At 64.5% G+C, this 16,114-nt stretch carries 14 protein-coding genes, 1 pseudogene and 1 riboswitch; of the genes and pseudogenes, 8 read left to right on the top strand and 7 right to left on the bottom strand.

Annotated features, from left to right (window positions below; genetic code table 11):
- Positions 1-103: 103 nt before the first annotated feature.
- The 5 genes and pseudogenes from GGR44_RS17005 to ppc all read right to left on the bottom strand — a co-directional run.
- Positions 104-786, bottom strand: a pseudogene (locus GGR44_RS17005) (IS3 family transposase); the annotation flags it as partial.
- Between the two features lie 385 nt (positions 787-1,171).
- Positions 1,172-1,495, bottom strand: coding sequence for a transcriptional regulator (locus tag GGR44_RS14645; protein WP_183956234.1), 324 nt, complete (start codon positions 1,493-1,495; stop codon positions 1,172-1,174).
- A 5-nt stretch (positions 1,496-1,500) separates the two neighbouring features.
- Entirely contained in the window at positions 1,501-1,839 is a 339-nt protein-coding gene (locus GGR44_RS14650) for a type II toxin-antitoxin system RelE/ParE family toxin (protein ID WP_183956235.1), read from the bottom strand.
- A 27-nt stretch (positions 1,840-1,866) separates the two neighbouring features.
- The gene (locus GGR44_RS14655; protein ID WP_183956236.1) at positions 1,867-3,168 is read right to left on the bottom strand and encodes a tyrosine-type recombinase/integrase; all 1,302 of its coding nucleotides are present in this window, start codon (positions 3,166-3,168) and stop codon (positions 1,867-1,869) included.
- A gap of 595 nt (positions 3,169-3,763) precedes the next feature.
- Positions 3,764-6,466 (bottom strand): phosphoenolpyruvate carboxylase, encoded by a 2,703-nt coding sequence (gene ppc, locus GGR44_RS14660; RefSeq protein WP_183956237.1) that lies wholly within the window; start codon positions 6,464-6,466, stop codon positions 3,764-3,766.
- A 125-nt stretch (positions 6,467-6,591) separates the two neighbouring features.
- Here ppc and GGR44_RS14665 point away from each other — a divergent pair, with 125 nt between their 5' ends.
- Genes GGR44_RS14665 through GGR44_RS14675 form a run of 3 tightly spaced genes read left to right on the top strand, consistent with a single transcriptional unit; the run spans position 6,592 to position 8,902 of the window.
- Complete coding sequence (locus tag GGR44_RS14665) at positions 6,592-6,942, top strand: hypothetical protein (protein WP_183956238.1); 351 nt, start codon at positions 6,592-6,594, stop codon at positions 6,940-6,942.
- A gap of 47 nt (positions 6,943-6,989) precedes the next feature.
- Positions 6,990-8,441 carry a helicase HerA domain-containing protein gene (locus tag GGR44_RS14670; protein WP_183956239.1) on the top strand — a complete coding sequence of 484 codons (1,452 nt, stop codon included), beginning with the start codon at positions 6,990-6,992 and terminating at the stop codon, positions 8,439-8,441.
- Positions 8,438-8,902: a low molecular weight protein-tyrosine-phosphatase gene (locus GGR44_RS14675; RefSeq protein ID WP_183956240.1), complete on the top strand. Its 465-nt coding sequence runs from the start codon at positions 8,438-8,440 to the stop codon at positions 8,900-8,902. The genes GGR44_RS14670 and GGR44_RS14675 overlap by 4 nt, the downstream gene beginning before the upstream one ends.
- Here the strand turns inward: GGR44_RS14675 and GGR44_RS14680 are convergent.
- On the bottom strand, positions 8,893-10,470 hold the full coding sequence (locus GGR44_RS14680) for an amidase (RefSeq protein WP_183956241.1): 1,578 nt from the start codon (positions 10,468-10,470) through the stop codon (positions 8,893-8,895). The genes GGR44_RS14675 and GGR44_RS14680 overlap by 10 nt on opposite strands.
- Positions 10,467-10,883: a DUF1801 domain-containing protein gene (locus GGR44_RS14685; RefSeq protein WP_183956242.1), complete on the bottom strand. Its 417-nt coding sequence runs from the start codon at positions 10,881-10,883 to the stop codon at positions 10,467-10,469. Before GGR44_RS14685 ends, GGR44_RS14680 begins: the two co-directional genes overlap by 4 nt.
- A 33-nt stretch (positions 10,884-10,916) precedes the next feature.
- A riboswitch (yybP-ykoY riboswitch) is annotated at positions 10,917-11,027 on the top strand.
- 99 nt (positions 11,028-11,126) lie between these two features.
- Between GGR44_RS14685 and GGR44_RS14690 the strand changes: the two genes are divergently transcribed.
- From GGR44_RS14690 to GGR44_RS14710, 5 genes are all read left to right on the top strand, one after another.
- The gene (locus GGR44_RS14690; protein WP_183956243.1) at positions 11,127-11,705 is read left to right on the top strand and encodes a TMEM165/GDT1 family protein; all 579 of its coding nucleotides are present in this window, start codon (positions 11,127-11,129) and stop codon (positions 11,703-11,705) included.
- 104 nt (positions 11,706-11,809) lie between these two features.
- Positions 11,810-12,745: a complex I NDUFA9 subunit family protein gene (locus tag GGR44_RS14695; RefSeq protein WP_183956244.1), complete on the top strand. Its 936-nt coding sequence runs from the start codon at positions 11,810-11,812 to the stop codon at positions 12,743-12,745.
- 101 nt (positions 12,746-12,846) lie between these two features.
- On the top strand, positions 12,847-13,656 hold the full coding sequence (locus tag GGR44_RS14700) for an undecaprenyl-diphosphate phosphatase (protein ID WP_183956245.1): 810 nt from the start codon (positions 12,847-12,849) through the stop codon (positions 13,654-13,656).
- Between the two features lie 165 nt (positions 13,657-13,821).
- On the top strand, positions 13,822-15,267 hold the full coding sequence (locus GGR44_RS14705) for an NAD(P)-dependent oxidoreductase (protein WP_183956246.1): 1,446 nt from the start codon (positions 13,822-13,824) through the stop codon (positions 15,265-15,267).
- Positions 15,268-15,305: 38 nt separating this feature from the next.
- The gene (locus GGR44_RS14710) at positions 15,306-16,076 is read left to right on the top strand and encodes a DUF2059 domain-containing protein (protein WP_183956247.1); all 771 of its coding nucleotides are present in this window, start codon (positions 15,306-15,308) and stop codon (positions 16,074-16,076) included.
- The last annotated feature ends 38 nt before the right edge of the window (positions 16,077-16,114 follow it).

Here is a 16,114-nt window from a genome sequence, read left to right on the forward strand (position 1 = left end):
GGTCGAGAATGTCGTTCGGTATCGAAGGCTCTTTGCGTCGTGACATAGTGGATCTCCTTGTTGCCCATTATGCCTCGCCGCACACGAAATTCCTGACAGTCCCCCAGATATAGGTAATGTCACCTGCCCACTTCTGGTTGGGCGCAGCAGCAACAAAATCCCCGTCCAGCCAGTTGGCTGCGACACCCAGGCGATGGTGGCTGTCGGTCGTCACCTTGTGCTTACGCGTGCGAACCGGCTTGATCCCGTTGAGGCGCATCAGTCGGCCCACGCGGCGCTCACCGACAGCGAGGCCCGCCTCCTTCAACTCCATCGTCATCCTCGGTCTGCCGTAGCTGCCTAGGCTCAGGTGATACTGTTCCCGGATATGGGTCAGCACGGCCATGTCTGTCCGATCCCGCCGACACATGGGCCGGGCACGCCACGAACGATAGCCACGAGGGCTGACCCGCATCACCCGGCAGATCGTCTCGATCGGCCATACATGCCGCCAGCTCTCCACGAACGCAAACCTCACGGCCGCTGACTCGCGAAGAACTGCGTGGCCTTTTTTAGGATATCCCTCTCCTCCTTGAGCACCCGGTTCTCAAGGCGAAGGCGTTCGTTCTCGCGGGCCAGATCTGTCGGCGGCGCTGATATCAGGTCTGTCGGCCGATATTGCGCGATCCACTTACCCAGCGTCGACTTCCCGACCCCCAAATCCTTGGCAACCCGTGCATGGGGCAAACCACTGGTCAGTGCAATCCGCACCGCCTCCTGCTTGAACTCTTCTGAATGCTTGATCATCTCTTCGGTCTCCTGTTGCGAGCTTAAAACGCTCAGGCGACCGGCGCAAAACCGTTACAAGTCCAGAGTTCCGTGGTGAGCGATGTCAGTATTTGCCCTCGCCGGTAAGCGCCCTTCGTGGCTGGCGATGTGGTTCCGGTCACGCTCCACTTTGAAAGGGCCGGAAAGGTTCAGGTCACGTTGCACGTCAAACCGTTGGGAGATGGTTCCACAGGTTCTCATACGCATTGAACGGGGGGTCAGTTAGTGCAGCAGGCATTGACAATCGTGCAGCTGGCGACAGCATTCCACATCGAGTCCATTGGATTTGTGTCTCAGCAACATCGAACGAGCCGAACTTGGTCAGCCGGTGGAGGGTTTTAGCACAGCTAGAATACCGCAGGCATCACGCTGCCTCGACACCATGGGCTTCGAACGCAACGCCAAGCCGCTTGCGAACGGCGCCGAATATCGCGGCGAGGTTGTCCATGCTGGGATTGCCCTTCTCGGAGAGCATGCGGTGCAGGCTCTTGCTCGGGCGCTTGGTTTCAGCGGCGAGGCCTTCGAACCCGACCGAGGCATTGACCAGGTCGCGCAGGATCAGACGTGCAACATGGGGTTCGCCATTGAGGAAGGCAGTCGCAGCCTCGTCGAGCATGGCCTTGGCGAACGCCGGATCGCGCGCGGCGCGCTCCTTCACCGTCTCCTTGAAATCGCGTGTCAGCGCCACCTTGCCTAACTCCTTGCCTTCTTCGCTTTGACCTTCCGGTCCTTGTACTCGTCGAGCAATGCGCTCGCCTGCCTGATATCCGACGGCTGCCGCTTCTTGGTCCCGCCCACGAAGAGGATGACCAACTGACCGCCGTCCTGGGTCAGATAGAGCCGGTATCCCGGCCCCCAGTCGATCCGATACTCGCCAAGGCCACCGCCAATCCATTTGACGTTGGACAGGTTGCCCAGTTCCATCCGGACGATGGCGGTCGCGACCTTGGCAGCGGCCTGGACATCGAGATCATCGAACCAGCCCCGAAACGGGCAGGAGCCATCCTCGCGAACATACTCCTCAACAATCATACTGCACCGCCATCGGTAACATATTCGTTACCTTCTGTCGAGGGATTCGATTCCGGCATGATCAGCCGCAAGGCTGGAGCGACGCAGGTCCGCCGCGCCCTCATCGAGCAGGCGGGCAATCTCGTCCGAGGTGCGCCGGACTGCCAGCTTCAGCGCCTCGTCGATATGGATGTAATCCTGCGTCACGTTCTGGGATGCATGGCCGAGCATGGCGCGGATCGTCAGTTCGGTGAACCCCAGTTCGCCGGCAATGCTGGCGAAGGTGTGGCGCAGAGTGTGGAGCGTCGCGCCCTCGATCCCGGCCAGTCGGCAGACCCGAATGAAGCACGCAGCGGCCGCCTGATAGGGGCCGGTGCCGGTCAGTGACGGGAATACATGAGGGTTCCCGGCAATCTCGGTCTGCGCGAGCACAACCCGGAGTGCCTCCGGCCCAATCGCGCGAACCTGGGCGTCGGTCTTGGTGTCGGGGAAAGCGATGAACCCGCCTTCGGCATGAGCCCAGGCGCGCTTCATCGCCTGGCCTTCCTCCCGCCGAAAGCCGGTCAGTGCGAGAAGCCTGACGACAGCAAGTGCGGTCAAGTTTTCGCCATTGCGCTCGGCATAGGCCATGGCTTTGCCCAGTGCGACGATTTCGGCGGAACTGAGCCGCCGGGTCTTCTTGTTGGTGGCGAGTTTCTTGGCGCCGCGAGTTGGATGTTCGGTCAGCAGACCCTTGTGCTTGGCATGGCCCAGGATCGCCTGCAGCGTGCCGAGGCAGCGCGCAGCGACGCCCGGCCCGCCAGCGGCTTTGCCGCCGCGCCCGCCGCCGCGCGCCTTGGCCGTCTTGCCGTCCCGCACATCGGACTGCATCTGCTCGACTTCGGCGATGGTCAGGTGCTTGGCGTGCCGCTTGCCAAGCAATGGCTTGATGTGCGTGTTGATCCGGCTCTCGTCCATCTTGAGCGAGGTTTCCTTGATCGGCCGGTTCCTGCGGCCAAGGATGTTCCCGGCGCGCGCCTCGGTCAGATACCATTCGCACATCTGGGAAACCGTCATCCCCTTACGGGCCTGATGGACCGCGACGGCCGGATCCTCGCCGGAGGCCACTTCGCCGAGCTTTATCTTCGCGAGATCGCGCGCGCGTTCGACCGTGATAACGCCATACCGGCCGAGGTTGATTCGCCGCTTGATGCCCTCGGCATTGCGGTACTGGACGATGAAGGTCTTGAGTCCTGACGGAAGCGCACGGACGCCGAAGCCCCGGATTTCGCTGTCCCACAGAACTGCCTGCGCCTGTCCGTCCGCGCTGAAGGCATCGACCGAGCGCTTGTTGATCTTGGCAGTCGGCATCGTTACCACTCCATTTGGAGACAAAGCTCAAATCGAGGCTTTCTGTCTCCGTATTGTCTCTAATTTTTGCCGTTTCGTGGCGAAGACAGGAGTAGGGTGGTGCGACATTGACCGCAACAACTATCGGAATTACCTTAGTATTTCGTAGAATCGGCTAGGCTGGCGAAATGGCTTGAATCGTTTTGCCAAGGTTGGGGTCGAGGGTTCGAATCCCTTCGCCCGCTCCAGTTTTTCTAGATAAATCAGTGATATAGTCGCCTTCTAGGCGAGGTGATTTTACGCCCTCAATCTGTGTCGCCACCATGTCGCCACGGGGATGCAACTCCGCGAACGGCGATGTGAGGCGACAGGTTCGTAGGATGCGGGTCGCCGGCAGACCCTGCTAATGCAGCCGGATTTCTAGTGTGGTGGATTTGAAATTCGCCACATTAAGCGGCCAGGCGCGGAGCGAATTTCAAATCCTTAAACCACACTAGAATCATATAGTTGCTATTGACCCTTTTGAATCTGAAGTTCGCTCCGACCTATCCATCCAATGTGGCGAACTTCAGATTCGGGTCACTAGGCTCAGCATGTGTAATTGCAGATCCTGAGCCTAACCGCTGTTGCGCAGCGCCGTTGCGATCGCGTTGATCGACAGTTCAATCCCTTCGCGGATGCGCGGATCATCCTCGCCCGCGCGGTGGCGCTTGAGCAGTTCGACCTGGAGCAGGTTCAATGGCTCGATATAGGGCAGGCGCAGCCGGATCGACGTTTCGAGCGTCGCGTTCCTGTCGAGCAGGCGCGACTGGCCGGTGGCGGCGAGCAACCCGTCATGCGTCTGCGCCCATCCGTCGCGGATGCGGCCGAAAATGCTCCCGGCCAGCGCCTGATCCTCGACCAGCGGCAGATAGCGGGCGGCGATGCCCAGGTCCGATTTCGCCAGCACCATTTCCAGATTGGCGAGCGCCGATTTGAGGAAGGACCAATGCTGCGCCATGTGGGCCAGCAACGCCTTGTCCTCGAACGCGGTCAGCGCATGGCCGACGCCATACCAGCCGGGCAGCATGACCCGCGCCTGCGCCCAGCTGAACACCCAGGGTATGGCGCGCAGATCCTCGATGGCGGTGCTTTTTTTGCGGCTGGCCGGACGCGACCCGATTTTCAGGCCCGCTATTTCCTGAATAGGGGTCAACTGGCGGAAGAAATCGCGGAAGCCTTCCGTGCCGTAGACCAGATCGCGATAGGCGGCGAAGGCGGTTTTCGACAGCTCATCCATCGCGCCCGCAAAGCGCGCCGCGTCGCGCGTGGAAATGCCTTCGGGTTCCAGACTGGCGAGCAGCGTCGCGCTGGTCATCGCTTCCAGATTGGTCATGGCGACATCGCGCGTGCCGAATTTGGCGGCGATCACCTCCCCCTGTTCGGTGATACGGATGCGCCCCTGCACCGTGTCCTTGGGCTGGGCCTGAATCGCGGCGAAGGCGGAGCCCCCCCCGCGTCCGACCGCGCCGCCGCGCCCGTGGAACAATTGCATCCCCGTTCCCGCCTCGGCAAAGACGGGAGCGAGCGCCTGGCTTGCCTTATACAGCCCCCAGGTCGAGGTGATGTAACCGCCATCCTTGTTGCTGTCGGAATAACCAACCATCACTTCCTGATGGCCGCGCGCCTTCACCACCCCGGCGATTTCGGGCAGGCCGAAATAGGCGGACATGATGTTGGGCGCGGCCTCCAGATCGCCGATGGTTTCAAACAGCGGAATGGCCATGATCGCGGCATGGGGCGGTTCGCCATTGTCGGCCGCCCGCCACAGGCCCGCTTCCTTCAGCAGGATGTTGACCTCCAGCAGGTCCGACACGCTCTGCGCCATGGAAATGATATAATGGCTGATGCATTGCGGCCCGTAGGTCCGGTGCGCCTGCGCCGCCGCCTCGACAATGGCCAGTTCCGTCGCCGTTTCCTCGCTATAGCTGGAAAAGCGCGAACCCAATGGCCGGTTGTTGGCCAGTTCCTTGCGCAACAGCGCGATGCGGGCATATTCGTCGAGCGCCAGATAATCCGCCTCGACCCCCGCAACCTTCAGCAATTCGGCCACGACCCGTTCGTGCACGGCGCTGTTCTGGCGCATGTCGAGCGTCGCGAGGTGGAAGCCGAAGGTTTCGACCGCGCGGATCAGCCGCCCGAGCGCACCGCCGGTCGCCAGCGCGCCGTCGCCCTCGCTGGCGAGTCCCTGCGCGACGATGACGAGATCGCGGCGAAAATCCTGCGGCGTCGCATAGGCCTCGCCGCTCAGCTTGGCCGGGCGCGCCGGCTGCTCCCCGGTCAGCGCGACGCAGGTCGCGGCGAGGCGCGCATAAATGCCCGACAAGGCCCGGCGATAGGGTTCATCCTTGCGGCTGGGCGACAGGTCGCCGCTGGCTTCGGCCAGGTCCAGCACCGCCTGCGGCACATGGGCGAGTTCGGTCGACAGCGACAATTCCGCGCCCAGCGCATGAAGCGCATCGAGATAATAGTTGATCGCCGCCTGACAGCCGCGCTGCAACGCAAAGGCGAGTTGCGGCGCCTGAACAAAGGGATTGCCATCGCGGTCGCCGCCGATCCAGCTTCCCACCCGCAGAAAACTCTGCGGGCGCGCGCCCAGCACCCGTTCCCAGCGCGCATAAAGCGCGGGCAGCACCGGCAGGAACACGTCGCGGAAATAGGCGAGCACATTTTCGATCTCGTCGGCGACGAACAGCTTTTCGCGACGCAGCGGGCGCGTCTGCCAAAGGAGCGCGATCTGGCGGAAAATCGCCTCCTCCAGATTTTCGCCCTCGGGCGTTTCGGCGCGCCCGGCGTCCTTTAACTGCATCAGGTCGGCGATGCGGTTCTTGTGGTCGATCATGCTCTTGCGCCGCACCTCGGTCGGGTGGGCGGTGAGCACGGGGACGATCAGGCTGTGCGCCAGCAGGTCGAGCACAGCGTCATGCGACACGCCATGCGATTCCAGCCGCGCCACGGCGGAGGCGACGTCCGCCCCCGGCTCGGCGGCGACGCCCTGCCGGTCCTCGGCCAGATTGGCGAGCATCGAAAACAGCATGAAGCCGCGCACGAAGGACAATGTGTCGTCCAGGCTGAGCGCATCCAGGCCGGTGTCGGCCAGGTCCGCCCCCTGAATGCCGCGCGCCCGGTCGACGGAGGCGGCGCGGATATACTCGGTCTGTTTATACAGCCCCTCCCCGCCATAGGCGCGGATGACATCGCCGAGCAGCCGCCCCAGATAGCGTATGTCAGGATTCTGCGTGATCGCGGGCGCGCCCGCGGGAGGGGTCAGAGTCGCCATGGAAACGATGCTGCATCGCAACAATCGGACGGTCAAGTAAGAGTCTGAACAGAATCCGGATCGACCTGAATCTGTCGAGCGTATAACTTTTGCGCATGCACCGTCGCCCGATCTTCGCATTAGTCATGCTGTGGGCGACCATGACGTCTCCTGCCGCCGCAATGTCTGTGAACTTCGGCCCTGTCTATGTTCGCTTTGAAGGCGAGGCTGGTACGCCCGCCGATCAGGCTGCCGTCGCAAACCTGATCATCGCCATCATGAGCATGTTTCCTGACGACAATGCCACAATCTGCTCAATTCCTTCATCGTCGAAAGAGGGGGCGAAGCGGCGCGCCATTGTCCGGGATTTATTAATCGCCGGGCATATCGCTCCCAGCCGTCTTGAAACCATAGAATTTTGCAAAGAAAGCTGGATGAGTGGGAAAGACCCCAAGGGCTCGGTCATGGTCATCCTCAACTGGCTCAAGTCGGATTAGAACCAAGCGGCCTTGCACTCGCCCACCCCCTACGCCAAAAGCCCCTCGTGACCGCCAACATCAGCATAGGAACCGACAGCCACGGCAAGGACGTGCTGGTCGATGTCGAGGAATTGCTCGCCACGCGCCTACTCGTTCAGGGCAATTCGGGGTCGGGCAAGTCGCATCTGTTGCGCCGCCTGCTGGAGGAAAGCGCCGCCATGGTGCAGCAGGTCGTCATCGACCCGGAGGGCGACTTCGTCACGCTGGCCGACGCCTATGGCCATGTCGTGATCGACGCGGGCGATTATAATGAGCGCGACATCGTGCGGATGGCGGGCCGCATCCGCGAACATCGCGCCTCGGTGGTGCTGAGCCTAGACGCCCTCGAACTGGAAGCGCAGATGAAATGCGCCGCAACCTTCCTTTCCACCCTGTTCGATGCGCCGCGCGACCATTGGTATCCCGCGCTGGTGGTGGTGGACGAAGCGCAGATGTTCGCGCCCGTAGCGGCGGGCGACGTTTCGGACGAGGCCCGGCGGCTTAGCCTTGCGGCCATGACCAACCTGATGTGCCGGGGGCGCAAGCGCGGGCTGGCGGGCGTCATCGCGACGCAGCGTCTGGCGAAACTCGCCAAAAATGTTGCGGCGGAAGCGTCGAACTTCCTGATGGGCCGCACCTTCCTAGACATCGACATGGCGCGCGCGGCGGACCTTTTGGGCATGGAGCGGCGGCAAGCGGAGCAGATTCGCGACCTGGAGCGCGGGCGATTCCTGGGCCTTGGCCCCGCCATCGCGCGGCGGCCGGTGTCGGTGAAGATCGGCGCGGTGCAAACGGGCACGCGCGGCGGATCGCACAAGCTGATGCCGCCGCCCGTCGCCGTGGCGGAGGATTTTCAGGAATTGCTGTTCGCGCGCGGACAGGAGGATGGGCCGCCCCCTTCCCCGCCGCGCGCCGATCCGCCGCCGCGCCCGGCCGAGGACATCATGCGCCAGTTGGCCGATGCGCCCCAGGCAAAGCCCGCCGCACCGCAACTCGACTTTGGCGAGAATGAGCCGGTGGTGATCGCCGTGCTGGAGGATATTGTCGCGGACATGGGCGACGCCGCGCCCGGCGTTGCCGCGCTCTATCAGGATTTCGGCGTGCGCTGCCGGATGAAGGGCCTGAAAACCGCGCCGATCGACCTGCCCGCCTTCCGCAGGCGTTTCGCCATGGCGCAGGCGGGGATGGCCGATGCCGACGATCCGCGCTGGCGGGATGCGCTGCGCGCCGCCGAGCCAGTGCCGGAGGACATGCTCGCCCCCTTCCTGCTGATCGCGCGCGCCGCGATGGAGGGGCGGCCCTGCCCCGACGACCATGCGCTGGCGCGGGCCTATGGCACCAGTTCGCCGGGCCGGGTCCGCCGCCTGATCGACTATATGGAGAAGCTCGGCGTCATCGTCGCGCGCACCGATTTCGGCGGGCGGCGCTCCATCGGCGTGCCCGGCCTCGGCCTCTCCACGGCGGCGGCTGAGGGATGATCGCGTCCGTCCTGTTCGTGTGCCTGGGCAATATCTGCCGCTCGCCGCTGGCGGAAGCGGCGATGCGGGCGGAGGCGGCGCGGCTCAACCTGCCCGTCCATGTCGATTCGGCGGGCACGGGCGACTGGCATGTCGGCGATCCGCCCGACCGCCGGGCGCAGGCGGTGGCGATGCGCCATGGCGTCGACATCAGCGGCTATCGCGGGCGACAGGTGAAGGCGGATGATTTCCGCCGCTTCACCCATCTCTTCGCGCTGGACGGCCAAAATCTGCGCGATCTGCGCCGCATCGCTCCGGCGGGGCATGGCGCGCACCTTGGCCTGTTGATGGACATGGTGCCAGGGCGTGAGGGCACGGGCGTCACCGACCCCTATTATGGCGACGAGGCCGGGTTCGACGAGACATGGGCCGATGTCACCGCCGCCGCCCGCGCCATTGCTGCGCTGCTCGGTCAGGGCTGAGCGGCTTCCAGTTCAGGCCCGGCATCGGCCGTCGCGCGAAAATCGGGGCGCAGTTTCAGCCCCTGCGCCTGTTCAAAGGCATAGCCGACGTTCAGCAGTCGCTGTTCATCATAGGCCGCGCCGATGAAGCTCAACCCCACGGGCAACCCGCGCATCTGCCCCATGGGGACGGTAAGGTGCGGATAGCCCGCAATCGCGGCCGGGCTGGTCAATCCGCGCGGCCCGGAATAATTGTCGCCATAAAGCGTGTCGCTGATCCAGGCCGGGCCATAGCTGAGGGCCAGCAACAGGTCGAGCTTGCGCGCGGCCAGCATCGCGTCGATCCCCTCCGGTCCCGCCAGCCGTTTCGCCTTGTCCCGCGCCTCCGCATAGGCCGGATCGGCCGCGCCAGCCCCCGCCTGCGCCTTTTCGAACAATTCCTGCCCGAACAGCGGCATTTCGCGCGGCGCATGGGCGCTGTTGAACGCGATCAGGTCGGCCAGCGTGCGACTTTCCACCCTCGCCGGGTCGGTGCTCGCCAGATAGGCGTTGAGGTCGGTCTTGAACTCGGCGTTCAACACCGTGCCGCTGGCCGCCCGCATCGCGTCCATATCGGGCTTTTCGACATCGACCAGTATCGCGCCCAGCGCCGTCAACCGGGCGAGCGCGGCGTCATAGAGCGCGACCAGCGCGGGCTGCTCGATCCCGCGCATCACGCCGATCCGCATCCCCTTGATCGCAGCCGGGTCGAGCGCGGCGGCATAATCATGGGCGTGGGCCTTTGCATCCGCCGTGGCTGGATCGGCCGGATCGCTGGCGATCAGGACGGACAGCAGGATCGCGGCGTCGCGCACGTCGCGCGCCATCGGCCCGGCGGTGTCCTGGCTTTGGCTGATCGGCACGATATGGGTGCGCGGCACAAGGCCGACGGTCGGCTTCAGCCCCACCAGCCCCATCAGCGATGACGGGCAGATGATCGAGCCGTTGGTTTCCGTGCCGATGGCGGCGGGCGCGAACCCGGCGGCGATGGCTGCGCCCGATCCGCTGGACGAGCCACAGGTCGTGCGATCGAGCGCATAGGGATTGCGGGTCAGGCCGCCCATGCCGCTCCATCCGCTCATCGACCGGGTCGAGCGGAAATTGGCCCATTCGGACATGTTGGCCTTGCCCAATATGATCGCGCCCGCCGCCTTCAGCGAAGCGGCGACCGGGGCGTCGCGGCCATTGTCGTTGCGGGCGAGCGCCAGCGACCCGGCGGTGGTCGGCATCCCCGCCGCTTCGATATTGTCCTTCAACAGGATCGGCACGCCATGCAGCGGCCCGCGCACAAGACCCGCGCGCCGCTCCGCATCCAGCGCCGCCGCCTGTTTCAGCGCATCGGGATTGAGGGTGATGATGCTGTTGAGGCGCGGCCCGCGCCGGTCCATCGCGGCAATGCGTTTGAGATAGGCGCGCACCGCCCGGACGCTGGTGGTGCGCCCGGCGGAAAGGTCGGCCGACAGGCTGGCGATACCGGCCTCCTCGACCGGCGCGGCGCTCGCCGGCGCGGCCATGACCGTCAGGGCCAGCAAAGTCATCATCATCTTCATCGCGGATAGGCCTCGTCCATGTAAGTCAGACTCTTGACGATCAACGCCTCCAGCACCGCCATGTCGATGGCCGAAAGCCGTTTGACATAGAGGCAGCCCTTGCCCCGGCGATGTTTGCCCAGCGTCGCAAAGTCCGCGTCGTCCAGACCGGCCAGATAGAAGACCAGTTCCGCCTTGCGCGGCGAAAAGCCGATCCGGCAACTGTCGCCCTCGCGCCCGCTGTCATAACGGTAATGGTAGCGGCCAAAGCCGATGATGCTCGGCCCCCACATGGCGGGCGGCTCGCCCGACAGCCGGGCCATCAGCGCGGTCACCGCGCGCCCGTCCGCCTGGCGCTCCTCGGGTTCGACCCGCGCCAGAAACGCCTCTACGTCCGCCGCCGTCTCGACCGTCTTGTTCGCGTCCTTCGCCATGGCTTGCCTTCCCCGCCTGTCTCGCCTAGAGGCTAGCGCGTCATCTGGGGAGTAGCCAGCCGTTCCGCGCCATGCGAACGGGTCATGCGTCAACATATTTGGTCGAGAGGCCATGGCGTATGGGATGCGGCGCGAAGCCGTATCGGGCGAGACCAATGGCATCGGCGCTTTTTGTCCGGCCGGGCGGAATGCGACGATGGCATTGCGTCTGTTTCACCTTCCGCCCGGCCCCGGATATGAAAGATGGAAGCGCTCTTCACCTCCGCCGCCCTGGTCGCGCTCGCCGAAATGGGCGACAAGACGCAATTGCTCGCCATGCTGCTGGCCACCCGCTTTCGCAGGCCCGCGCCGATCATCCTGGGCATATTGGTCGCAACGCTCGCCAATCATTTCCTCGCCGCGCTGCTCGGCCATTCGATCGCCGGAATGCTCGACCAGCCCTGGTTTCGCTACGCCATCGCCGCCAGCTTCGTCGCCATGGCCGCCTGGACGCTGATCCCCGACAGGCTGGACGCGGATGAGCCGATCCGCGCGCCATCCCGTGCGGGCGTGTTCGCCACGACGCTCATCGCCTTCTTCCTGGTCGAGATGGGCGACAAGACGCAGGTGGCGACCATCGCGCTGGGCGCGCGGTTCGACAATGTCTTTGCGGTGACGGCCGGCACGACGCTGGGCATGATGATCGCCAATGTCCCCGCCGTCGTCTTTGGCGAGGCGCTGGCGAAGACAGTGCCGATGCGCGCGCTTCAGGTCGGCGCGGCGCTGCTGTTCCTGGCGCTCGGCCTGTGGATGATCGCCGATCTGCAAGGCTGGATCGGCTGAAAAATCCACGCTCCGCCTGCCGTTGCGGTTGTCAGCGGCGGGCGGCTGTTGCAATGGGGGACGAAGAGTCTCTCTCCCTATCAGCACAGGGCATGGATCGCGCGATGAAGGATAAACTGGTTACGGTGTTCGGCGGCGCAGGCTTTGTAGGTCGGCAGGTCGTGCAATCATTGCTGGCGCAGGGCGCCCGCGTCCGGGTGGCGCAGCGCCGCCTGACCACCGCCGTGCGGGTGAAGCCGCTGGGCGGGCTGGGCCAGACCCAACTGGTCGCCGCCGACGTGACCAACCCGGCCAGTGTCGCCCTGGCGATCACCGGCAGCGACATCGTCATCAATCTGGTGGGGGTGCTGACCGGCGATTTCGACTCGGTGCAGGCGAAGGGCGCGGCCAATGTGGCGCAGGCGGCGGCGCAGGCCGGGGTCGGCGCGATGGTCCATGTTTCGGCCATCGGCGCCGACGCTGACAGCCCGTCCGCCTATGGCCGGTCCAAGGCCGCAGGCGAAGCCGCCGTGCTGGCCGCCTTCCCGCCCGCGACCATCGTTCGCCCATCGATCATCTTCGGGGCGGAGGACCAGTTCACCAATCGTTTTGCGGGCCTCATCCGCGCCATGCCGGTGGTGCCGGTGATCGGCGCGGCGACAAAATTCCAGCCCGTTTACGTCGCCGATGTCGCCCAAGCCATCGTCGCGGCGGCGGCCGATCCTGCGGCCCATGGCGGCAAGACGTTCGAACTGGGCGGGCCGCAGACCATGACGATGCTGGCCATCAACCAATGGATCGCCGCGCGCATCGGCCGGCACCGCAGTTTCGTTGCCGTGCCCGGCCCGTTCGCCAGCCTGATCGCGGCCTTCGGCTTCCTGCCCGGCGCGCCCATCACCCGCGACCAGTGGGCGATGCTGCAAAAGGACAATGTTGCCGCCGCCGGAGCGCCCGGCCTCGCCGAACTGGGCGTGACGGCGACGCCGATGGCCGCCGTGGCCGATGGCTGGCTGGTCGTCTATCGCAAGCATGGGCGCTTTGCCGGTCGGGTCAGCGCCTGATCGCCAGCCTGACGCCATGCCCCTGTCGCGCCGGGCCGATCCATCGGGTCGCCCCGGCCGCACAGGGCATTTTTTTGCCTGTCTGAAACCGGAAAATGCCCATGGACCTGCATTATCTGACCGTCATCCTGCTGGGCATTGTGGAGGGGCTGACCGAATTCCTGCCCGTATCCTCCACCGGCCACCTGATCCTGGCCAGCGAATTGCTGGGCTATGACGCGGCGACATGGGCGATGTTCAATGTGGTGATCCAGCTGGGCGCGATCCTGGCGGTCGTGGCGCTTTACTGGCGCACCTTCTGGGCCGTGGGCATGGGCTTGCTGAGCGGAGAGCCGACAAGCTGGCGCTTCCTGCGCAACCTGCTGGTGGCTTTCATTCCCGCGGCTGTCATCGGCCTTGCGCTGCATGACCAGATCGAAATGTTGCTGGGCGCGCCAAAGGTGGTGGCGGTCGCGCTGATCGTCGGCGGCGTCGCCATATTGGCGATCGAGCGGCTGATCCGCACCGATCGTTTCCACGGCATCGCCGACATCCCGCTTGTCCGCGTCATCGGGATCGGTTTCATCCAGTGTCTGGCGATGGTGCCGGGGGTCAGCCGTTCGGGCGCGACCATCATGGGGGCGCTGACGCTGGGCGTCGAACGGCGCACGGCGGCCGAGTTCAGCTTCTTCCTCGCCATCCCCACCATGCTGGGCGCGAGCGTGCTGGAACTGGCGAAAAAGGGCGACCAGATCACCAGCGCGGCGGTCGGCTGGGACAGTATCGCGCTGGGCTTCGTCACCGCCTTCATCGTCGCCCTGCTGGTCATCAAATGGTTTGTCGGACTGGTGTCGCGCCGCGGTTTCGTGCCCTTTGCCTGGTATCGAATCATTGCGGGCGTCGGAGCGCTGATCTGGCTCAGCCTGAGATAGGGCCGTATCGAGACTAATATTTGAAAGAATATTACAGATTGCGCCGGGACGGGTCAAAAATCGCCTGAATTAATGTCAGTATTACTGACCCATGCGGCAAAAACCGCGTGACTCCGCCGGTTTTTCTGCTATTGAACGCGCCTGCAACATTTTCAGGGGCGATCCATGGCCGACAATCCGATGCTGAAATTCGTGAAGACCGAGCAGGCCTATCCCGAGAAGCGCGCGGCCGACGATCGCGCCGACGACTTTCTGGAAATCAGCCGCAGCTTCATTGTGGACAAGGCCGAGGAACAGGCGTCGCGCTGCTCGCAATGCGGCGTGCCCTATTGCTCCACCCATTGCCCGCTGCACAATCACATTCCCGACTGGCTGCGCCTGACGGCCGAGGGGCGGCTGCGCGAAGCCTATGAACTGTCAAACCTGACCAGCACCATGCCTGAGATCTGCGGCCGCATCTGTCCGCAGGACCGGCTGTGCGAGGGCAATTGCGTCATCGAATTTTCCGGTCATGGCGCCGTGACCATCGGCAGCGTCGAAAAATTCGTCACTGACACCGCCTGGAAGGAAGGCTGGGTCGAACCGCTCGTCCCCGGCGCGGCGCGCGGCCAGTCGGTCGGCGTCATCGGCGCTGGGCCGGCTGGGCTGACGACGGCCGAATATCTGCGCGTCGCGGGCTATGACGTCCATGTCTATGACCGGCACGACCGCGCCGGCGGCCTGCTGACCTATGGCATCCCCGGCTTCAAGCTGGAAAAGGATGTGGTCATGCGCCGCATCCAGCGGCTGAAGGACGGCGGCATCGTCTTCCACGAAAGCTTCGAGGTTGGCCGCGACGCCAGCCTGGACGCATTGCGCGAAAAGCACGACGCGATCCTGATCGCGACCGGCGTCTACAAGCCGCGCGACATCCGCGCGCCGGGCGTCGGCGCGCCGGGCGTGGTCAAGGCGCTGGACTTCCTCACCGCGTCGAACAAGGCGGGGTTCGGCGACGCCGTGCCCGCCCATGAAGACGGATCGCTGCTCGCCACAGGCAAGAATGTCGTCGTCATCGGCGGCGGCGATACCGCGATGGATTGCGTACGCACCGCCATCCGCCAGGGCGCGAAATCGGTGAAGTGCCTCTATCGCCGCGACCGCGAAAATATGCCGGGTTCGCAGCGCGAAGTCGCCAATGCCGAGGAGGAAGGCGTCGAGTTCGTCTGGCTGACCGCGCCCATCGCCTTTGAAGGCACCGAGCATGTCACCGGCGTCAAAGTGACCCGGATGCGGCTGGGCCAGCCCGACGCGTCGGGCCGCCGCGCACCCGAACCCGATCCAGGCAGCGAATTTTCGATGGACGCCGACCTTGTCATCAAGGCGCTGGGCTATGACCCCGAAGAACTGCCCAAGCTGTTCGGCAGCGAAGACCTGTCCGTCACCCGCTGGGGCACGCTGCGCGTCGATCACAAGACGATGATGACCAGCGTCGACGGCGTCTTCGCGGCGGGCGACATCGTGCGCGGCGCAAGCCTGGTCGTCTGGGCCATCCGCGACGGCCGGGACGTGACCGACCATATGCACAAATATTTGAAGGCGAAGGCCAGGGCCGGGGCGAGGGTCGCTGCGTGAGGGTAACCCTGACCCTTGCATTGGCGCTGTTTGCGGCCATGCCTGTCCTGGCAGGCGCGCAGGAACAGCAAGCCAAGGTCAGCGTGCTGCCGCCCGGGCCGACTGCGCCGTCTTGGCTGGTCAAGACCACGCCAACCAAAGCTTCACTGGCCAAGGCATTGGCCCTGGCTGAAATGCTGAACAGCGAGGCCCTGACCCGTCGCCAGATAGCGCGCGCCTATACCGACACCATGCCCAAGCAGATCGGCCAACGCCCCGAATTTGCGGAAATGGAGCGGCTCTACCCCGGCATCGTTGCAGCGGTTATTCAGGCCGAACGTGACATTGTCGAGCCGGGCACGATCGCCGCGCTGCCCGCAATGCACAAGGCGCTGTCGGTCGTCTATGCCGATTATCTGACCGAGACGGATCTCGATGCGATCATCGCATTCTATGGCAGCGATACAGGCGCAAAAGCGATTCAGGCGGCGGCGGAGGGCAGCGACCTTGGTCATATGATCGACCGCAATCTGAGCGGTCAGGAACCGCATGTCGAGGTTGATGATTTCAGAAAAACGGCCACCGGCGTGGGAACGAAATTCATCGGCAGCCTGACCGACGATGACCGGCGAAAGCTGATCGCCTTTGGACTGACGCCCGCCGGGCGGAAATGGCAGGCGATCCAGCCGCTGATGTTCAAGGCCGCGGCCGACCAAGCCAACCAGCGCAATAGCGGTCTGAACACGCAGGCGGCGGATAATGTTGTGAATGTGATGACAGACTTCATTGCGAAGGCCGACGCGCAAAAGGCCAAGGCGACAGGCAACTGACGCGCATTTGTTGAAGACGATGATTCCCACGGGATACG

Source organism: Sphingobium fontiphilum, from assembly GCF_014196635.1.
Taxonomy (GTDB): Bacteria; Pseudomonadota; Alphaproteobacteria; order Sphingomonadales; family Sphingomonadaceae; genus Sphingobium; species Sphingobium fontiphilum.

Bases quoted from the DNA above. Each gene is read 5' to 3' on its own strand.
- GGR44_RS14675 (WP_183956240.1), top strand. From the start codon at position 8,438: ATGATCGCGTCCGTCCTGTTCGTGTGCCTGGGCAATATCTGCCGCTCG.
- GGR44_RS14655 (WP_183956236.1), bottom strand. From the start codon at position 3,168: ATGCCGACTGCCAAGATCAACAAGCGCTCGGTCGATGCCTTCAGCGCG.
- GGR44_RS14690 (WP_183956243.1), top strand. From the start codon at position 11,127: ATGGAAGCGCTCTTCACCTCCGCCGCCCTGGTCGCGCTCGCCGAAATG.
- GGR44_RS14710 (WP_183956247.1), top strand. From the start codon at position 15,306: ATGCCTGTCCTGGCAGGCGCGCAGGAACAGCAAGCCAAGGTCAGCGTG.
- GGR44_RS14695 (WP_183956244.1), top strand. From the start codon at position 11,810: ATGAAGGATAAACTGGTTACGGTGTTCGGCGGCGCAGGCTTTGTAGGT.
- GGR44_RS14700 (WP_183956245.1), top strand. From the start codon at position 12,847: ATGGACCTGCATTATCTGACCGTCATCCTGCTGGGCATTGTGGAGGGG.
- GGR44_RS14685 (WP_183956242.1), bottom strand. From the start codon at position 10,883: ATGGCGAAGGACGCGAACAAGACGGTCGAGACGGCGGCGGACGTAGAG.
- GGR44_RS14665 (WP_183956238.1), top strand. From the start codon at position 6,592: ATGCTGTGGGCGACCATGACGTCTCCTGCCGCCGCAATGTCTGTGAAC.
- ppc (WP_183956237.1), bottom strand. From the start codon at position 6,466: ATGGCGACTCTGACCCCTCCCGCGGGCGCGCCCGCGATCACGCAGAAT.
- GGR44_RS14705 (WP_183956246.1), top strand. From the start codon at position 13,822: ATGGCCGACAATCCGATGCTGAAATTCGTGAAGACCGAGCAGGCCTAT.
- GGR44_RS14650 (WP_183956235.1), bottom strand. From the start codon at position 1,839: ATGATTGTTGAGGAGTATGTTCGCGAGGATGGCTCCTGCCCGTTTCGG.
- GGR44_RS14680 (WP_183956241.1), bottom strand. From the start codon at position 10,470: ATGAAGATGATGATGACTTTGCTGGCCCTGACGGTCATGGCCGCGCCG.